This is a genomic window from Clostridioides sp. ES-W-0016-02, from assembly GCF_020641035.1.
Classification (GTDB): Bacteria; Bacillota; Clostridia; order Peptostreptococcales; family Peptostreptococcaceae; genus Clostridioides.
Window position 1 is genome coordinate 4,133,310 of the sequence record NZ_CP061361.1, and the last position, 16,704, is coordinate 4,150,013.

General features: G+C 30.5%; 20 protein-coding genes. 3 read left to right on the top strand and 17 right to left on the bottom strand.

Translation table 11 applies throughout. The features are described 5' to 3' along the window. Nucleotides 1-2 precede the first annotated feature (2 nt). The 13 genes from dapA to IC758_RS19220 all read right to left on the bottom strand — a co-directional run bounded on the left by dapA (nucleotide 3) and on the right by IC758_RS19220 (nucleotide 11,172). A complete protein-coding gene (dapA, locus tag IC758_RS19160; protein WP_227483334.1) occupies nucleotides 3-908 on the bottom strand; it encodes a 4-hydroxy-tetrahydrodipicolinate synthase in 906 nt (301 codons plus the stop codon). A gap of 4 nt (nucleotides 909-912) precedes the next feature. Next, nucleotides 913-1,515: a KpsF/GutQ family sugar-phosphate isomerase gene (locus IC758_RS19165; RefSeq protein WP_227436474.1), complete on the bottom strand. Its 603-nt coding sequence runs from the start codon at nucleotides 1,513-1,515 to the stop codon at nucleotides 913-915. A 63-nt stretch (nucleotides 1,516-1,578) separates the two neighbouring features. Continuing rightward, nucleotides 1,579-2,850 carry a PTS ascorbate transporter subunit IIC gene (locus tag IC758_RS19170; protein WP_227825068.1) on the bottom strand — a complete coding sequence of 424 codons (1,272 nt, stop codon included), beginning with the start codon at nucleotides 2,848-2,850 and terminating at the stop codon, nucleotides 1,579-1,581. A gap of 27 nt (nucleotides 2,851-2,877) precedes the next feature. Beyond that, the gene (locus IC758_RS19175) at nucleotides 2,878-3,165 is read right to left on the bottom strand and encodes a PTS sugar transporter subunit IIB (RefSeq protein WP_227436477.1); all 288 of its coding nucleotides are present in this window, start codon (nucleotides 3,163-3,165) and stop codon (nucleotides 2,878-2,880) included. A gap of 15 nt (nucleotides 3,166-3,180) precedes the next feature. Continuing rightward, the gene (locus IC758_RS19180; RefSeq protein WP_227860676.1) at nucleotides 3,181-5,262 is read right to left on the bottom strand and encodes a BglG family transcription antiterminator; all 2,082 of its coding nucleotides are present in this window, start codon (nucleotides 5,260-5,262) and stop codon (nucleotides 3,181-3,183) included. 494 nt (nucleotides 5,263-5,756) lie between these two features. Further along, the gene (locus IC758_RS19185) at nucleotides 5,757-6,278 is read right to left on the bottom strand and encodes a cysteine hydrolase family protein (RefSeq protein WP_227831477.1); all 522 of its coding nucleotides are present in this window, start codon (nucleotides 6,276-6,278) and stop codon (nucleotides 5,757-5,759) included. Nucleotides 6,279-6,506: 228 nt separating this feature from the next. Next, complete coding sequence (locus IC758_RS19190) at nucleotides 6,507-6,749, bottom strand: MerR family transcriptional regulator (RefSeq protein WP_227851731.1); 243 nt, start codon at nucleotides 6,747-6,749, stop codon at nucleotides 6,507-6,509. 15 nt (nucleotides 6,750-6,764) lie between these two features. After that, complete coding sequence (locus IC758_RS19195; protein WP_227860677.1) at nucleotides 6,765-6,893, bottom strand: winged helix-turn-helix transcriptional regulator; 129 nt, start codon at nucleotides 6,891-6,893, stop codon at nucleotides 6,765-6,767. Between the two features lie 196 nt (nucleotides 6,894-7,089). Continuing rightward, nucleotides 7,090-7,944 (bottom strand): acetyl-CoA hydrolase, encoded by an 855-nt coding sequence (locus tag IC758_RS19200; RefSeq protein WP_227483308.1) that lies wholly within the window; start codon nucleotides 7,942-7,944, stop codon nucleotides 7,090-7,092. A gap of 31 nt (nucleotides 7,945-7,975) precedes the next feature. Continuing rightward, nucleotides 7,976-8,488, bottom strand: a complete 513-nt coding sequence (locus tag IC758_RS19205; protein ID WP_227436486.1) for a DUF1097 domain-containing protein — start codon at nucleotides 8,486-8,488, stop codon at nucleotides 7,976-7,978. After that, on the bottom strand, nucleotides 8,481-8,750 hold the full coding sequence (locus tag IC758_RS19210; RefSeq protein ID WP_227436488.1) for a hypothetical protein: 270 nt from the start codon (nucleotides 8,748-8,750) through the stop codon (nucleotides 8,481-8,483). Before IC758_RS19210 ends, IC758_RS19205 begins: the two co-directional genes overlap by 8 nt. A gap of 50 nt (nucleotides 8,751-8,800) precedes the next feature. Next, the gene (locus tag IC758_RS19215) at nucleotides 8,801-9,757 is read right to left on the bottom strand and encodes a flavodoxin family protein (protein ID WP_227436490.1); all 957 of its coding nucleotides are present in this window, start codon (nucleotides 9,755-9,757) and stop codon (nucleotides 8,801-8,803) included. 26 nt (nucleotides 9,758-9,783) lie between these two features. Then, nucleotides 9,784-11,172, bottom strand: a complete 1,389-nt coding sequence (locus tag IC758_RS19220; protein ID WP_227483309.1) for an LVIVD repeat-containing protein — start codon at nucleotides 11,170-11,172, stop codon at nucleotides 9,784-9,786. Between the two features lie 342 nt (nucleotides 11,173-11,514). On the opposite strand from IC758_RS19220, the gene IC758_RS19225 reads away from it, so the two are divergent. From IC758_RS19225 to IC758_RS21085, 3 genes are all read left to right on the top strand, one after another. After that, complete coding sequence (locus IC758_RS19225) at nucleotides 11,515-12,396, top strand: LysR family transcriptional regulator (RefSeq protein WP_227436494.1); 882 nt, start codon at nucleotides 11,515-11,517, stop codon at nucleotides 12,394-12,396. 108 nt (nucleotides 12,397-12,504) lie between these two features. Then, nucleotides 12,505-12,738: a transposase gene (locus IC758_RS19230; RefSeq protein WP_255606218.1), complete on the top strand. Its 234-nt coding sequence runs from the start codon at nucleotides 12,505-12,507 to the stop codon at nucleotides 12,736-12,738. Then, nucleotides 12,735-12,857 carry a hypothetical protein gene (locus IC758_RS21085; RefSeq protein ID WP_255630994.1) on the top strand — a complete coding sequence of 41 codons (123 nt, stop codon included), beginning with the start codon at nucleotides 12,735-12,737 and terminating at the stop codon, nucleotides 12,855-12,857. Before IC758_RS19230 ends, IC758_RS21085 begins: the two co-directional genes overlap by 4 nt. Nucleotides 12,858-13,165: 308 nt before the next feature. Here IC758_RS21085 and IC758_RS19235 read toward each other — a convergent pair whose 3' ends face one another. The 4 genes from IC758_RS19235 to IC758_RS19250 all read right to left on the bottom strand — a co-directional run bounded on the left by IC758_RS19235 (nucleotide 13,166) and on the right by IC758_RS19250 (nucleotide 16,681). Then, nucleotides 13,166-14,473, bottom strand: a complete 1,308-nt coding sequence (locus tag IC758_RS19235) for a M20 family metallopeptidase (protein WP_227436496.1) — start codon at nucleotides 14,471-14,473, stop codon at nucleotides 13,166-13,168. A gap of 63 nt (nucleotides 14,474-14,536) precedes the next feature. Beyond that, a complete protein-coding gene (locus tag IC758_RS19240; protein WP_227436497.1) occupies nucleotides 14,537-15,016 on the bottom strand; it encodes an L-2-amino-thiazoline-4-carboxylic acid hydrolase in 480 nt (159 codons plus the stop codon). Nucleotides 15,017-15,062: 46 nt separating this feature from the next. Then, nucleotides 15,063-15,926, bottom strand: coding sequence for a PTS system mannose/fructose/sorbose family transporter subunit IID (locus IC758_RS19245; protein ID WP_227436499.1), 864 nt, complete (start codon nucleotides 15,924-15,926; stop codon nucleotides 15,063-15,065). After that, on the bottom strand, nucleotides 15,926-16,681 hold the full coding sequence (locus tag IC758_RS19250; protein WP_003425166.1) for a PTS mannose/fructose/sorbose/N-acetylgalactosamine transporter subunit IIC: 756 nt from the start codon (nucleotides 16,679-16,681) through the stop codon (nucleotides 15,926-15,928). Before IC758_RS19250 ends, IC758_RS19245 begins: the two co-directional genes overlap by 1 nt. Nucleotides 16,682-16,704: the final 23 nt, after the last annotated feature.

Below are 16,704 nucleotides of genomic sequence, written 5' to 3' on the forward strand. Positions count from 1 at the left end.
TGTTATCTATTCTCACAGTTTTTATTGAATAAAGTTTTATAATTTTCAACTACTTGCTTAATTTCTTCAAGCAATTCTCCCATTGGCTCAATTACAGGAAGTCGTGCAGTCCCAACATTAATTCCATTCAAGACAACAGTTTTCTTTATAACAGATGGAATAGTCCCAAATTTTAGGATACGACGAAGTTCTTCAATACTATTTTGAGCTTTTTGAGCTGCTCTTAAATCACCCTTAATAAAGTTATCATAAATAGCAATATCAATCTCTGTTAAAAAATTTGCTGTGGCTGCTACAGCACCTTGCCCACCAGATTTCAAAGTATCAAGAATAAGGGAATCTGAACCTGAAAATACACTAAAGTCTTCATTCCTAGTTATTTCAATATAAGCTTTTATATTATCAAGCTTACCACTACTATCCTTTATTCCAACAATATTCTTTACCTTAGATAATTCATGTACTGACTCAGGTTCAATATTAATTCCAGTCTTACTTGGCATGTTATACATCATAATTGGTAAGTTAACTGCATTAGCAATAGTTTTATAATGTAAAATTAATTCCTGTTGTGTTGGTGTTACAAAATATGGCGTAATAATTGATAATGCACTTGCACCTATTTCTTCCATTCTCTTGGATAAACTTATAACTTCACGAGTTGAATTACCTCCTGTTCCAACAAAAACAGGTACACGATTGTTAGTGTGATTGATAACAATCTTTGCAAATTCAACCTTTTCATCATCTGTAAGTACATGACATTCACCATTAGTTCCTAAAATAAATAATCCATAGATTCCTCTATCAATTAGATAATCAATCAATTCACATGTTGCGTGTGGATTGATATTTTGATTTTCATCAAATGGAGTTATCATTGCACATATAATACCTTTATATTTCATAAAATTATATTCCCTCTCTAATAGACTTTCCAAGACTTCCTCCTGGATGCCACTTTAAATACTGCTTTGCATCAAGACCTTTAGCGTACTGAAGTGCAACACTTAATGATTGTAATACTATAGTTTCAGCAAGAATTGATGCACGAGGAGCCTTATTAAGGCAATCTCCTTCCTGTTTAACGCCTGCAAATAGGAATATATCAGAAGAATTTTTTAAGTATGAATCAACATTACCACTCACCCCAATTATTTTTGCTCCATTTGCTTTTAATGTTTCAACAGTTGCTTTTAATTCTTGAGTTTCACCACTATTCGATATTGCAATAACAACATCACCCTCAAGTACTTGACCACTTGACCCATGTACTGCTTCTGTACCATGCAATACATATGCTGGTGTTCCAGTAGATGAAAGTAATGAAGAAATATACCCTGATACATGACCTGGTTTACCAATACCAGTTACATGCACACGTCCATAACTTCTTTCTGCTTCGAAAATTAAATCACATGCTTTGTTTATAGATACTTCATCTATTGAAGCAATGAACGTTGCAACTTCATTAGATAGATTCTCTAGAAATACAGGTAATGTATTTTCTACCATAGATTTATCCTCCTTAAAATTATAATAGGAATACCTATTATCCTTGTATAATATTAATATGTTTTAGATAGGTTTTATAAATTGTAAAATATTATGTAATATTGAACCAACCACGTTATAATCAATATTAGGGAAAGTTGCTCCTTCTATACCAAGTGTTCCATAAACTGGATATAGTATAACTGGTAAGAATGCAAGAAATAATCCTACAACGAATGAGCCAACAATAGCTCCTCTCCATCCTCCTGATGCATTACCAAATACCGCAGCTGTACCACCTGAGAAGAAACATATATGAGCAGCTGGAATAATTACTACAGGGAATATATTAGGAAATGATGCCATAATAACAATTGCTAATAGACCAGCAGCATATGCTGAGATAAATCCAATAATAACTGCATTTGGTGCGTATGGAAATACTGTTGGTACATCTAATGCAGGACGTGAACCTGGAATATATTTTTCTGAAATAATTACGAATGCTGCAGTTATTTCAGCCAAGAACATACGAACACCAGACATTAATATTGACATACCAGCTACGAATGTAAATGCTTCTATAAGAGGGAATACTAACCAATGTGTTGAGCCAGCAAGTTCCTGAGTAAATGCGTGTCCAGCTTTTAAAGTTGCTACATAGAATAAGATTAACATAACTATAGACAGACCCATTAAGAAATCTCTAAATATTGATAACCACTTAGGAAATTTAATCGTTTCTGTTGTTTCTTCTTTATGCTTTGAAAATAAACGACCAATATAACCTGATAAGCCATAACCAATCATGTTGAAGTGACCAATAGCTTGTTCATCCCCACCTGTCAGTTCACGCATAAATGGTTGACAGAATTGAGGTAATGCAGCAGACATAAATCCTAAGATAGTACCACCCACTAAAATAGTAATTGTGTTATCGAATCCATGTGCTTTCATAATCAAAACTAATACACAAGAAAAGAATAAACTATGACCTGTTGTAAAGAAAATATTTTTGAATCTTGTAATACGTGCAAAAACTAAGTTTAATATGAATCCAAGAATCAATGTACATGAAACCGCAAAACCATATGTACCTTGTGCAAGTGCAGTAGCTGCTTCTGGTGAAGCTATAACACCTGTAATTCCAAAACCTTGTTGAAATAATTTATTGAAGTTCTGTAATGCTCCAGTCATAGCTGAAGCACCAATACCAAATATCAAGAAACCTATAAGTGTTTTTGAAGCTCCAGTAAATACTTCGACAGCTGGTTTCTTTTGAAGAATCAATCCTATAAATGCAACTACACCAAGTAAAACAGCTGGCGTACTCAATAAACTAATAATAAACTCCATAAATAGCCCTCCTTATTCTATTAAATTTTATTTTTCTTTTGATGCAAGAAATTTTTCTAATGCTGTTTTAATTTCATTACGGTCAACAATGTTGTGAATTCCAATTATATCAAATTTCAAATTTTTATTTTTTAACTCTTCAGCAACATCAATTAATGTTTCTACAGCATCTCCATTGAATCCATTTAAGGAGTCTAATGAACCATGCTCTACTTCAATTGGAAAATTATTTTCCTTAATAATTTGTTGAGTCTTTATTTTTAACATCAAACTTGAGCCAACTCCTGCTCTACATGCGATTAAAATTTTATACATAATTAAATCCCCCTTTTATAATTCATGTGTTTTTATAAAATCAATAATTTCATTAGCTTCCTTAGCATTATCCAAAACTCTAAAGAATTCTTCTTCTTCCAATAGTTCAACTAACTCTGACATAGCACGTAAATGACTATTATTATCTATTGCACTTAAGCAAAATACATATTTTACAGGGTCATTATTATCATTTCCAAATTCAACAGGATTTTCTAAAGTAGCAATCCCTATTGCAATTTCTTTTGCCCCTGCTTCTGGTCTAGCATGTGGAAGTGCCACATGTTTTGTAATTACTATGTATGGTCCAGACGCTTTTGCTGAATTAACCATAGCATCTACATAGGCTTCAGTTACTTTATTATTTTCAACTAAGACAGAAGCTGACTGTCTAATAGCTTCCTCCCAATCTTTAGCTTTTATCCTTAGTTTTATTAGCGTTTCATTAGTAATGTCACTTAGCATAGGTCCTTCTCCTTCCTTAGACGTAAAATTTTCTATCTGTGTAAAATAGGCTAATAACTCACTTGAAAGCATACTTTCAGAAGTTACTTTCGCATATTTTTTTATTATATCCATAACCTCATCGATTTTAGGTTGCCTTAAAAAAATATCACCCAATTGAATGTACACTTCACGTGTAACCTTATATTTTTCTTTTGGGGTCATAACAGGACTAACTTTAATCACTGGCACATCTGTTTTTAAACCCTCCGCCTTATAATTAGTTGTAAACACAATGTCTACAGATTCACTAATATTTCCCAGTTCAGAGGATTCTAGTATTGGTAGAAAATGCAAATCAGGGAACAAGCTTGTAAGTTCTGCATGTAAAATAGCTGAACTGCCAACACCATTTGAACAAACTATCAATGCTCTCCTTTTTCTAGGTCCATCAAACTCTTTTTTATCTGAGAAAAGGGTTGCAAAATGCATAGTTAAATATGCCAATTCCTCTTCTTGAATGTCTTCTCCAAATAGCCCACAAAACTCTTTCATTGCATTACTCACAATTCTATAAACTAATCTATATTCTTCTTTTACCTTTTCACAAATTGGATTATAAATAGGTAATTTAAATAAAAGTCTGTAATAGGCTGGTCTAAAATGAGAATATAGTCTCTTAAATATTTTGTCTTGACTTATATAATAAACTCCACTTAAATATCCAAACTTTGTCATCATTTTATTTACAATTTTTGAAATAACAGCTCTATCTTCTGTATCTTCTTCATCATTTCCTACTGATATACCTAAAATCCAAGCACTAATATACATTATATTATGAGATTTTATCTTCTCTTTACTCTCATATACTTCTAATAACTCCCTAGCAAATTTGTATTCCTTCATCGAACTCATGACTGCAATATTAGGAATATCTATATTTTCTTGAATAACTATTCTATTTGAATACATTCTTGCTTTTAGAAAGATAAAGATATATATAAACTCTATTAATCTATCTTCAACAAAAGTAATTTCATATTTTTTTACAAGCTTTAATATAATTTTTTTAGCTTCTTCAAAACTATCTAACTTATACTCTTCAATAAAAATATCAAATACTCTTGAACTTTTCTCATTAGATAGAGTTTCTATAATGTTTTTAATAAGTACTCTTCTAATTTCCATCTCATTCCCGACTAGGTAATATCCGTTTATACGATTGTTCTTAACTTTAATGTTCTTTTTTTCAAGTTCTGGTATCAAATCTTTAAAATCAAGATTTACAGTAGACCTACTTACTTTTATAGAATCTATAAAATGATTAATTGAAATATCCTCCAGATTAATAAAAAGCATTAAATACATATATAAAAGTCTTTCTGTTTTGCTAAAATAGTAAGTATTCTTAGAATAGTTTTTTTCGAGGATTTCTCTAATTGCATCTTTTGTATCTTTTTTAACAATAATATCTTTATCAGCTCTTAAATATATAAGTGGTACTTTTTTTACTTTAAGTATGTCATTGATTTTATTTATTCTATAAGTAATTTGCCTCTTTGATGCATTAGATTCTTCTTGTAGTTCGTCAGCTGTAATCAATGTGCTATTTAATAAAACCTGAAGAATTGATACAATTTCTTTATCCACTTCTATTAATCCCTACTTTCTTGTTAAGATTAGTCTTTATATTATCACTAGATTTTCATCACCTCCACAATATTTATTTTATTTGATAATTTTAGCCTTTTCAATTTCATTTAAGTCTAACTTTTGTTTTAGATTAAGACAAAAATTAAACTTATCTAAAATACAAACTATAATACATGTATAGATTCTATAGATAAAAAAAGAGTTTCTTAAATAAAGAAACACAAGAAAAATTGATTTAAATAATAAAAATTATATTGATTATGAATAAATTACTACAACTAAAAAGCACATTAATTCAAAATAAAATTGATGTGCCTTATATATAACTCTAATATATTAAGTCTGATTTTTAATTTGGAATTTAACATCCCTTGTTGGAATTTAAATTTGAAATCAACTTATGTAAATATAAATGTCACAGTCTATGTTCCTTATGATTTTAATATTTTAGACTAAATAAGTTAAGTTTTTTCTTATGTAATAATCTATATTTATTTCATCCTTCTAAGTGTTTCGTCCACTGAAATACATTCTGCATATCTTTCATTCCAGATAAATTCATTGTAGTATTTATATGATTGTTCTGCTGACATAAATGAATTATCAACAGTTGTATTTGCATAAGCTGGGACTATTATGTTAAATCCATGTTCAAATCCACATTTTATAGTAGCATCAATACAGTAATCTGTTTGAAGTCCAGCAATAATTATATTTTTTTCACTAGTACTTTTTAAGTATTCTAATAAGCCTGTTCCCTTAAAAGCACTATTTACTCCTTTATCAAAGATTTTTTCTTCATCACATGGTTTAAATTTTTCATATATTTCAAATCCGTTTTTACCTTTAGTCAACTCATTTTCAACTCCATCGTCATGACGTACATAGATTACTTCTATATTATTTTTTCTTGCTGTATCAATTAAGCTTTCTATATTTACTACAAATTCATGAAATTTATATAATTTTTCATTTGTTATTAGTTTTTGTGTATCAACAATTAATAAAACCATACCTATTCCTCCTTGAATGTTACTCTAATAATTTCTTTATATTTTACTATAAAAGTAAATATTAGCCTATAAATTTTTATTGTGAAAAACCTATTAAAACTAGGCTCCAGCTTAAGAGAATATCTACAAGTAATTTTTACTTAAATTCAATTAATAAATAAGAGATAATCATATCACTCACTTAGCATATGATTATCCCTTACATTCTTAAAGAGTTTGTTCTTTCTCTTATAGCAAAAGTTCTAAATTGCTTATACTCTTGCTTTTTCTTATTTCTTGAATTTTTTTAATTTCGATATCAATCTCTCTATAAAAATTTATTGTTGTAATATCATATATATCAAACTGATTATATTTTCTATATCCATTTTCATCATTTTTCTTAGGATTTACTAATCCTTTATCCTCATAAAATTTTAGTGTGTCTCTAGACATTCCTAAAAATTTAGATACTTGTCCAATTGTATACATTGTATCCTCCTACTGTTATATGAGTTCTTCATGTTCATTAAATTTCTTCCTATTAACAATTCCAACACCTTCTAAAACTTGAAGTATCACAATTATCATACCATTTGTAATCTTTGGAATTACTCTTTTTACTTCATAACTCAAGTATAAACTTATTAATATGATACGTTGTAAATATTATATTGTCTACATGTATCTAACAATGATTCTTTACCTTTAAAATACTCTCTCACATATTTAACTTTTACTTCAAAAGTTTTTCTAGACACAAAAATATTCCCTTCATGATAACAGTTTTATTATTTTAACTATTTGTCATCATAAAAGGAACTTCTTGATTTTATCTCATTGGAATATATCCACGATACTGTGAATATGCGTCCATAGTTGCTATATCACCTAAGAATACTGAGGCAATATTAAATTGTGGTTTTAAATATGGGAACTCTTCTTCTTGTGCCCATTCTGGCTTTTTGATAAATGATTTTGTCCCCTCAACCACAGCTTTATACCATTCTTCTTCTCCTTCAAACCATAGTTCTACTACACGATCAAAGGCAGTTGCTCCATAGTTAATCATGATTTTACTACTTACAAAACGATTAACATAACAGCAGTTTGTAAAGTATGGAACTACCTCATCATAGAACCATCCTTCTCCTTCTTCTTTAGAAATTCCATCTGGGTACTTAATCATAAATTGCCAACGATAGTTTGGTCCATCTTGTACAGTACGTCCTTTTCCTCTAAAATCTTCTTCCCAGTTTATTGGAACAAAAGCAAATATAAATGGTGGACATCCATTATCCCCACCTACTGCACGTCCTGCATCTCCACTTTCTGCATTCTCATGAACTTTTTTATTCTCCACATCTGGTATACACCCTTGCCAACGGAGAACATCCATAGGCATGTATTCTGTCATAATTCTATTTGCCATTTCAGGCATATGTTCATCTACAATCCAATAATGCTCTGTTAATTGCATCTTACGTACACCAAAACGTTCGCCTTCATCTGGTGTAGGATATGCTTGATAAAAAGCATATTTAGTACAATATGGCCCAAAATTACTAATACTATCTGGAATATGGTAGCGATATAACCAGTCCATTAATTTAGGTCTATACTCTTCCTTAGCAAGTCCTACATATATTAAACTTCTCATTATTTTAAATTCAAATCCCATAAACATTCTCCTATAATCAAATTATATTCATATGCTTTCAATTTCCCGTTTTTTTATCTTTCTCCAAAATACATACAGTAAATAAATCTACACCTGCTCCTACATACCATACTCCTACTGCCATAGCCACAGCAACTTGAATACAAAGACTTTGTAAGTTAATAATACTTTCACCTGTCATAATAGTTAGCCCTATGGCCCAACCACAAAGCCATGATGGTAAGAAAATTACTTTTTCAAATAAGGATGCAATTATAACTGCAAAAAAACCTAATATACCAAGTGTTAAAAATAATTCTAGATTTGGGTTGAGATTTATGTATTCCATAATTATAATAGCCAACACTGCCCATAAATCTCCACACCAAAAACCAAACATTATTTTTAATCCATCTTTTCGTTTATTACCATTTGTTACATATAATCCTGCACAAATTAATGCTACTGCTCCAGTTTTTATTCCTATATAAGGTGCTAGCACTGCCCATAAAGGAGGTAGTAAAGCAATCCCTATGGATAGTGTTAATATTTCTTTTTTCTTTCTATCCATTTCCTATATTATAATTAGTAGTTTCTATAGCTTGATTCATTCCCACTAACCTTATTGTTATTGGATTTGCAATCATAGATACTACAAAACAAATTAAGTGTAGTGGTATAAACATAGCAATGAACACTGGAGCTAATCTAACATTGTAATATGCAGGTACTAAAGCAATAATTGCTTCTATAGTCGATATGATAAGTGCTATTTGGATATTATTTACTATATTAATAATTCCAATTTGTTTAAAGTGTGGCTTTTCATTCATATAATAAATCTCCTATAACACTAATTAAAATATGAGTCTTCATATTTTAATTATTCTCCTAATGAAAGTTCAGCATGCTTTTCTTTGGTTAATGGTTCTATAAAATTGTAAGCGGCTTTTCTTTCTTTAAATTCTGGTGTTTTACGAACTTCTGCATAATGACCTTCCATTTTCTTAATATCATCACCATGTATAAACTTACCTGCTAAAGTATCATGAGCATGACCTAATTGCTCTTCTGGGAAACTAAATACAGTTTTTCCACTTGCAGTATCTAATTCTCCAACTATACCACATAGAGCACATATTGATTTTTTAGTACCTGGCTCAAGGTAGAATAATCTATTATTACAATGTGGACAGACTCCTTCTTCTCCTTTGTATAAAGCTTTTTCAAAATCTTCTGCTGCTTCAACTATGTTTAAACCTATTTGATGAACTTGAGCAAGTTTTGAGCCATCCATTACTAATTCCTTTGCCCATGGGAACCAAGCATTATCTATAACTTTCCACATTGGTATTAATGCTAACATAGCATGCTCACATTGAACTCTTGTACCCCAGTCTGACCCTCCTATTCCCATGAATGATATTACTTTATCATTAAGCATTCTTGGGTCTGGAGTTTTTCCTCCTGTAGCTTCTGCAACTTTTATTCCTATAATATTATTTCCTCTATCTGCTCTTGGTCCAAAACGGTCCATTATAGTATGGAATAGACCTGATGCTCCTTCCTCAAATATAGGGTCTGAAACTACTATCCCATCTGCATCTTTCATTTTGTCAAGTAACCATTCAAAATCATCCTTTAATACACACATACTACCTTTTCCAGATAATAAAGTCTTAACACATGCACAACATCCAGTACAATGTTTAATGTTAAGAGATGACATTTGAATAAATTCTACTTCAGCTCCTGCTTCTTGAGCACCTTTAAGTGCCACTTTACACATGGTGTCATTATTTCCATTTTTTGTTCCAAAAGAAATACCTAGTATTTTCATTTTTAACTCTCCCTCTTTAGTGTTTATTAATCTTCTTTCATTTTTAATATATAGAATCCATCATCTAGGGCATCTATAATGATGTAACCTCTATCGTCAACAATAAGATCTTCTGTTACTGCCAAGCGTGGTCCAGGGAATCCTGGGAAATAAGATTCTTCTGGCGTTTTATTTGGATTTGGTGGTATAAAATATGCTAACTCTTTGATGTAATATGGATCTGATACATCATAAACCCTTAATCCTGCATGGAAATAACAGCAATATACTCTATCTCCTCTTTGCTCTAGCCATGGTTTATTATCCATTGGCTCATGAAGGTTATGTGGACCAAATGGCCCTGGTTTTCCTAGCCCTGCAACATTAAAGTTAGGATATGGGAAATCCTTTGGTACTTCAGGATATGGGAATTGAGCAATTAATGTTGGTCTTGTTGGATTACTAACATCAACCATATGTATATTATTCATAGCTTGAACATCTGTAATACTCTCTGGCTTAAAAAACTGGAAACGTTCTCCCTCATTTTGCACAACAACTAAATCTCTTCCTGGTAATGGTAGTGCTGTATGAGTTCTTGCTCCTGCGAGTTTACTAGAAAATGCAGGCATAAATGGTAATTCACCTAAGCATCTTGGTCTTGTTAAATCTTCAACATCTAATACAACTAAACCAGCTCCTCCATAACCACAATATGCTTTTCCATCTCTTACAAATGGAGGCCCATGGAGCCATCCTTTATCCATAAATTCTGGGCAATGAGGTGCTCCTGCATCAAAAGTTCTATCTGGATATCCATCTGCATATTGGTCTGGTCTCCACCACTTACCTATTTCCACTGGATTAGTTGGATCTATTATATCTATAACTCTATAAATCAGACCTTCAAATCCAACACAATCACTTGATAAATGTACATATCTTCCACCATTGTACATAAATCTATGAACACCCATTACATGCTTTAATCCACAATCCCAGTAACCTAAAAACTTAGGATTTAAAGGGTCTTCTTTTAAACTATATATTCTGATTCCTGCTTCACACTTAATACTTGCTAATTTAGCTTGATCTACAAGTGCTCCTGGTCCACTTCCACAACTCATAGCTACTATCATTAAATCATCTGCTATTTGAATTTTTGGAGTAGTTGTTGTAGGATACTCTTTTGGATTTAACATTTGAAAATGTTTTATAAATTGTGGATTATAAGGATCTGTCACATCACTAATCATTACTCCATTTTTTTTACTTCCCCCAAAACAACATCCATATAAATAGTATTTTTCATCTCTTTTGTACAGAGCCATCTGAAACATTCCACAAGTTCCATCTAAGTCATTAAAGGAACAAACTTCAAGATTTTTAACATATCCGTTATTTCCTTTTCCTTTTGCATAAAATTTATCTTCCATTTTTTCTCCCTTCTCATTTAAAATATTATTAATTGCTATACTTTCATTTTATGAGACAAACTTACTTAAATCCAATATCGTTTTCATGGGAATATATAAGTTATTCTTATTATTGAGCTACTCCATGTTAACTACCTTTCCAGCCTACTTATGTTGAGGATGGAGTAGTTAGTCTATCTTTGATAATTTTATAAAACCTAATATAGAAATATGTCTAAAACATATATTTTTATACAAATATTTTCCAATATTATTTAAAAGTAAATTTTCTTATACTATAATAAGTTTTAATTATATATGAATAAGGTCTACAAACAATAAAGTTTAAATAGGGGTGATTATTTGAATACTAAGCAATTGGAATATTTTATATCTGTAGCAGAAAATCTAAGTTTTACCAAAACAGCAGAAAAGTTTTATATTTCCCAAACTGCTGTTACACAACAAATAAAAGCTTTAGAAGAAAAAATAAATGTGACTCTATTTACAAGAAGTAAACGACATGTTGAGCTAACACCAGCTGGAAAAGTTTTTTTATCTGAGGCTCGTACTATAATAAAAAATATCAATGACGCTATTGAAAAGACACAACAATTTGCACATGGTTCTTTTGGAACTTTGAGTATTGGAATCTTAATAGGATATGAAAAAAACAAATTCCAACAATATTTAAAAGAATTTTCTAATACATACCCTAATATATCTATGGAAATTTGTACTAACGAGATAACTGAACTTTTAAACTTAGTAAAAAATAATTTTATGGATCTTGCCTTTGTTATTAATCCAGAGAATCAACCATTAAAAGATTTTGAATATAAAACTGTAGAAAGATATTCTTTGGTAGCTCTTTTACCCCATGGTCATCCACTTTGCAATGAGGATTCTATTGATTTAATTGAGCTACAACATGAGAAGTTTATTTTTGTAAAGGAAACAGGAGATGAGTATGGGCAAAAATCCATGATACAGAATAGATATCGTGAAGCGGGATTTGTACCTAATGTTGTACAACGTTCAAATGATTTTAATACTATTGAGTCACTAGTAGCCTCTAACATGGGTATATCCATTTTACCTTCATTTTGTGTTGTAGATACTATGATAAAACAGGATATTGCAATTGTACCTATAAATGAAGTACAAAATAGAATCGAGGTTGTAGTTGTATGGAATAAAAACAATACAAATCCAGCATTAGAAAAATTTATTTCTATAATATAAAATTAATTAATATTAACTTGGTCTTTAAAATAAAGTGTGTATTCTTCTAAAAAGTAATGATAATTAAAATATTAAATATCACTATATAAATGAAGGTGCACACTTTTTATGTTTAACAAAAACAAAATATTAAAAAAACTTATTGAAGAATATGATGTTAAAACAACTACAGATGTTCAAGACATGTTAAAGGATTTATTTGCAAGTACAATTCATCAAATGTTAGAAGCGGAGCTTGATGAGCATCTAGGTTATGATAGGTATGATAATAAGAATAAAAATACTAAAACTCTAGAAATGGATATAGAAATAAAAATGTTAAATCAGATTTTGGAGAAATAACTTTAAATATTCCAAGAGACCGAAATGGAGATTTTGAACCAAAGGTAATTAGAAATTGGACTCAAATTTTAGTTCATTTAAGTATTTACTTTGAAGAAAGAATTTTAACTTTAAGTTAATAAAAAAATATTTCAAAAAATTCAAGAAATTTTCTTAAAGGGATAATAATTTTTGCAAAAATGGAAAAAATATCAAAATAAGCCTATGATTTTTAAAGCCATAGCCTTATCAATAAATATTTAATTATCACTTAAAAGATAAACTTTTATTTAAAGAATACACATAAATATTTCCAAACTCAAAAACCTTATTGTTTTAATAACACCACCAAGTCCAGCTGCTATTTTTATTCCTATTTTCCCAGTTCCAGGTATACCTACCTTTAATGTATTCTTAATTATATTTGCACATAAGTTCTATTTTCCTTTTACAATTCTAATAGTTTTATTAAAGCCAAGGTATATATCTCCATATTCTTTCGTATATGCTCTATTGGTACTCTTTCATCTGCTCCATGACCACCAGTTTTATACTCTAAGAACTTAGGTCCAAACGCCACCATATCTTTAAACCAACTTGCATATGTGCCACCACCCATAGCAATTGTATATCCATTTTCATCTGTTACTTTTTCATAGGCTTCTAATAACTTTTTAAGTACTAAACTACTCTCATCCACATAATGTAAGTCTTTATGATCAATAATCTTTATTTTCCAACCATTACAAAAAAACTTTTTGAATCTATCTATTATATTGTTTAAAACTATATTTTTACCATACCTTATATCTAACTCACATATGATTTTTTCTTCATTCACTTTTAATATTCCTAAATTTAAAGTAGTGCTTTTGAACACCTCATCATATTGATTAATTCCCAATGCATCTCCATAATAGTCACTACAAAGGTATTTTGAAACTAATTCTATATCTTCTCTATACTGAAAATCCATATTATCTTTAACTATCTTTATTATCATTTTAGATATAGCATTTTCTCCCTTTTCAGGATTACTTGCATGCACAGCTACTCCTTTAGTAGTTAATTCTGAAATAATTCCATTAATAATCTTTGCAGTACAATAAGACGGAACAACATTTTCTTTAGTTCCTCCACTTACTATTATGTAAGGTTTACTTTTATCAATTTTAATCTCTTTTTCTATCCTTATATGAACTCTTCCTTTTTCTCCATTAACCACTGGATACATAGCATCTGGAGTAAAGCCCATACTTGGAATTTCTTCACCTTTATCTAAATAATATTTGATACACTTCATACCTGTTTCCTCATTTGTACCAAAAATTAATCTTATTCTTTTATTAATTGTAGGGTACATATCCTTTATGTTTTTCAATACATGTATAAGCATAGATACAGCCCCCTTATTATCTATGGCACCTCTTCCATAAATAACATTGTCAATTACTGCTCCCGAAAATGGATCTACACTCCAACCATCTCCTGGGGGAACTACATCTAAATGCATTGGAATTCCTATTAATTCTTCTCCCTCTCCAATTTCTGCATATCCAATATAATTATCAATATTTTTAACGCTAAAACCCAAACTAGTGCAGTAATCTAAAGTTTTATCTAAAGATTTTTTAGGTCCGATACCAAAAGGACATTGTGAAATAGGTTCACCTTGTTGTGTATCAATTTTTATTAATTCTTTTAGGAATTCTACTGTTCTATTTAAACTATTATCTACACTTCTGCTTATATCCATAAATCAACCTACTTTCTGTTTTTTAAAGCCTGTTCTTAAAGAACAGGCTTTTAGCATTAAAAACTATTTTCTTGTGAATACTAATTCGCAAACTTCATCATCATGAGCACATTTTTGAGCAAACTCTAATCTAACACCTTGTGCACAATCAACTCTTCCATAATCACCGTAGCAAGCTAATCTACAAATTTCTTTTCTTTCTTCTTTAGTTAATCCATACTCTTTCCAAGCAGCATCTAATGGACAGTGATGGAATTTTAAAACTCCATTCTCATCTGTATTTTCTACTAATTCCATTTCAAACACTTTTTGTCCTTTACTGTTATATAACATTTCTGCCATTTTTCCTGGAGTATCTGCTACGCTATATTTTTGACCTCTCATTTTGCCAAATCCATATATTGCTTCTTTACATATATCATCTGGATTAACTCCTAATTTTTCAGCTTCTTTCATAAGAAGATAGAACCATACTGCTCTTTCTCCTGTTGCTCCTCTAATTCCTTCTAAATATTCCTTCTCTGTATACATTTTTTCTGACATGTCTTTCTCCTCCTAAAATTAAATTCTATATTTTAATCATTGTAAATTAGAATATTCCAATTAATGATCCTACTAATGCTACTACAACTAAAATTACTAATAACTTAGTTATTGTCCACTTCTTGTATTTCATTCCCCAATATACGAAGAATACAACACCAAGTGGTAATAAACCTGGAGCAATCATATTTAATGTGTCTTGAACAACAATTGCTTTACCACCAATATCAAATGATAATGGAGTTGAAAGCTTAACTGTAGTTGCAGATAATGCTCCCATCATAAACATTCCTAGAATTGAAGCACCATCAATTATCTTATTGACAATACCACCTGATAGAATTTTCTTAATTGAATCTCTACCTAAAGAATATCCTAAATGGAATAAGTAATAACCTTCGCAAAATAGTAATATACTAAACATTATTGGGAAAAATGCACCTATAACACTTCCTTCTGCTCCAAATGAAGCACCTAAAGCCAAGAATATTGTTTGAAATGTACCAAAATCTAAAGTATCTCCAATTCCAGCCAAAGGTCCCATAAGCCCATTCTTAACACCTGAAATAACTTCTCCTGGGATTTTTCCTTCAGTAGCTTTCTCTTCTTCCATAGCTAAAACTGTACCGTGAATTAACCCTCCCCATATAGCTTGAGTATTAAAAAATTGTAAGTGCCTCTTTAACGCATCTATTAAATCTTCTTTTCTCTTATATAACTTTTCTAAAGCCGGAGTGAAACTTGCACAAACTGCTAATGCTTGCATTCTTTCAAAAGAGTTAGATAATTCTGCTGTCCACCACCATCTTAGATATGTTTTTGTTACATCTTTCTTCGTAAGTACTCTTGTCTTATTAACTTCAGTCGTACCTTGTTCATTTTTAACTTCTTTGTTTTTTATTTCTTGCATTATACTTCACCCACCCTTTTATCTTCTTTCATAAATGTAATTAAAAGAGCTATACAAACACCAAATATTGCAGCTGCAGTAATTGATATTTCAAAATATTGAACCATAAAAAATCCTATAATAAACATTGGTAAGAATTTATTTTTACCTATAGTAAATATTGTTGTTGCAAAACCTAATGCAGGTAATATACCACCCATTACTGTTAATCCATTCATTAACCATTGTGGTATAACATCTAATAATGATTGAACTAAATCTGCTCCAAAAAAGTTACATACAAAAACTATTGGAAATCTTAAAACAAACCCAAATATTAAAGAGTAAAGTGTTGCACATCTCCAGATACCTTTTGTATTACCTTCTTCGGCATACTTATCTGCCTTATGAACTAATACAGCATTACCAGTTCTTCTTAAGTTATTAACTAATACTCCTATAACACCTAAAGGTACCGCAATAGATACTGCAACTTCTGCATTAACACCAGTTTGAAGTGCTACTGGTATTGCAATAAGAGCAGCTAAACATTTATCTGATGGAATATTTCCTCCTGCTGCTACCATTCCTAGATAAACCATTTCTATACTTGCACCAACAATCATACCAGTTGTTACATCACCCCAAAGTAATCCAAGGCTAAAACCTATAAATAAAGGAGACTTTAGTGTTGAGAAAAGGGTATACCCTGCAAGACCTGCTGCAAACCAATACCATAATCCTGTTACAATTGCCAACATCAAAACAGATTCCATTTATAATTCCTCCTAATTTATAA

Coding starts and splice junctions, on each gene's coding strand:
- dapA (WP_227483334.1), bottom strand. CDS start 908: ATGAAATATAAAGGTATTATATGTGCAATGATAACTCCATTTGATGAA.
- IC758_RS19165 (WP_227436474.1), bottom strand. CDS start 1,515: ATGGTAGAAAATACATTACCTGTATTTCTAGAGAATCTATCTAATGAA.
- IC758_RS19170 (WP_227825068.1), bottom strand. CDS start 2,850: ATGGAGTTTATTATTAGTTTATTGAGTACGCCAGCTGTTTTACTTGGT.
- IC758_RS19175 (WP_227436477.1), bottom strand. CDS start 3,165: ATGTATAAAATTTTAATCGCATGTAGAGCAGGAGTTGGCTCAAGTTTG.
- IC758_RS19185 (WP_227831477.1), bottom strand. CDS start 6,278: ATGGTTTTATTAATTGTTGATACACAAAAACTAATAACAAATGAAAAA.
- IC758_RS19190 (WP_227851731.1), bottom strand. CDS start 6,749: ATGTATACAATTGGACAAGTATCTAAATTTTTAGGAATGTCTAGAGAC.
- IC758_RS19200 (WP_227483308.1), bottom strand. CDS start 7,944: ATGTTTATGGGATTTGAATTTAAAATAATGAGAAGTTTAATATATGTA.
- IC758_RS19205 (WP_227436486.1), bottom strand. CDS start 8,488: ATGGATAGAAAGAAAAAAGAAATATTAACACTATCCATAGGGATTGCT.
- IC758_RS19210 (WP_227436488.1), bottom strand. CDS start 8,750: ATGAATGAAAAGCCACACTTTAAACAAATTGGAATTATTAATATAGTA.
- IC758_RS19215 (WP_227436490.1), bottom strand. CDS start 9,757: ATGAAAATACTAGGTATTTCTTTTGGAACAAAAAATGGAAATAATGAC.
- IC758_RS19220 (WP_227483309.1), bottom strand. CDS start 11,172: ATGGAAGATAAATTTTATGCAAAAGGAAAAGGAAATAACGGATATGTT.
- IC758_RS19230 (WP_255606218.1), top strand. CDS start 12,505: ATGTTTAACAAAAACAAAATATTAAAAAAACTTATTGAAGAATATGAT.
- IC758_RS19235 (WP_227436496.1), bottom strand. CDS start 14,473: ATGGATATAAGCAGAAGTGTAGATAATAGTTTAAATAGAACAGTAGAA.
- IC758_RS19240 (WP_227436497.1), bottom strand. CDS start 15,016: ATGTCAGAAAAAATGTATACAGAGAAGGAATATTTAGAAGGAATTAGA.
- IC758_RS19245 (WP_227436499.1), bottom strand. CDS start 15,926: ATGCAAGAAATAAAAAACAAAGAAGTTAAAAATGAACAAGGTACGACT.
- IC758_RS19250 (WP_003425166.1), bottom strand. CDS start 16,681: ATGGAATCTGTTTTGATGTTGGCAATTGTAACAGGATTATGGTATTGG.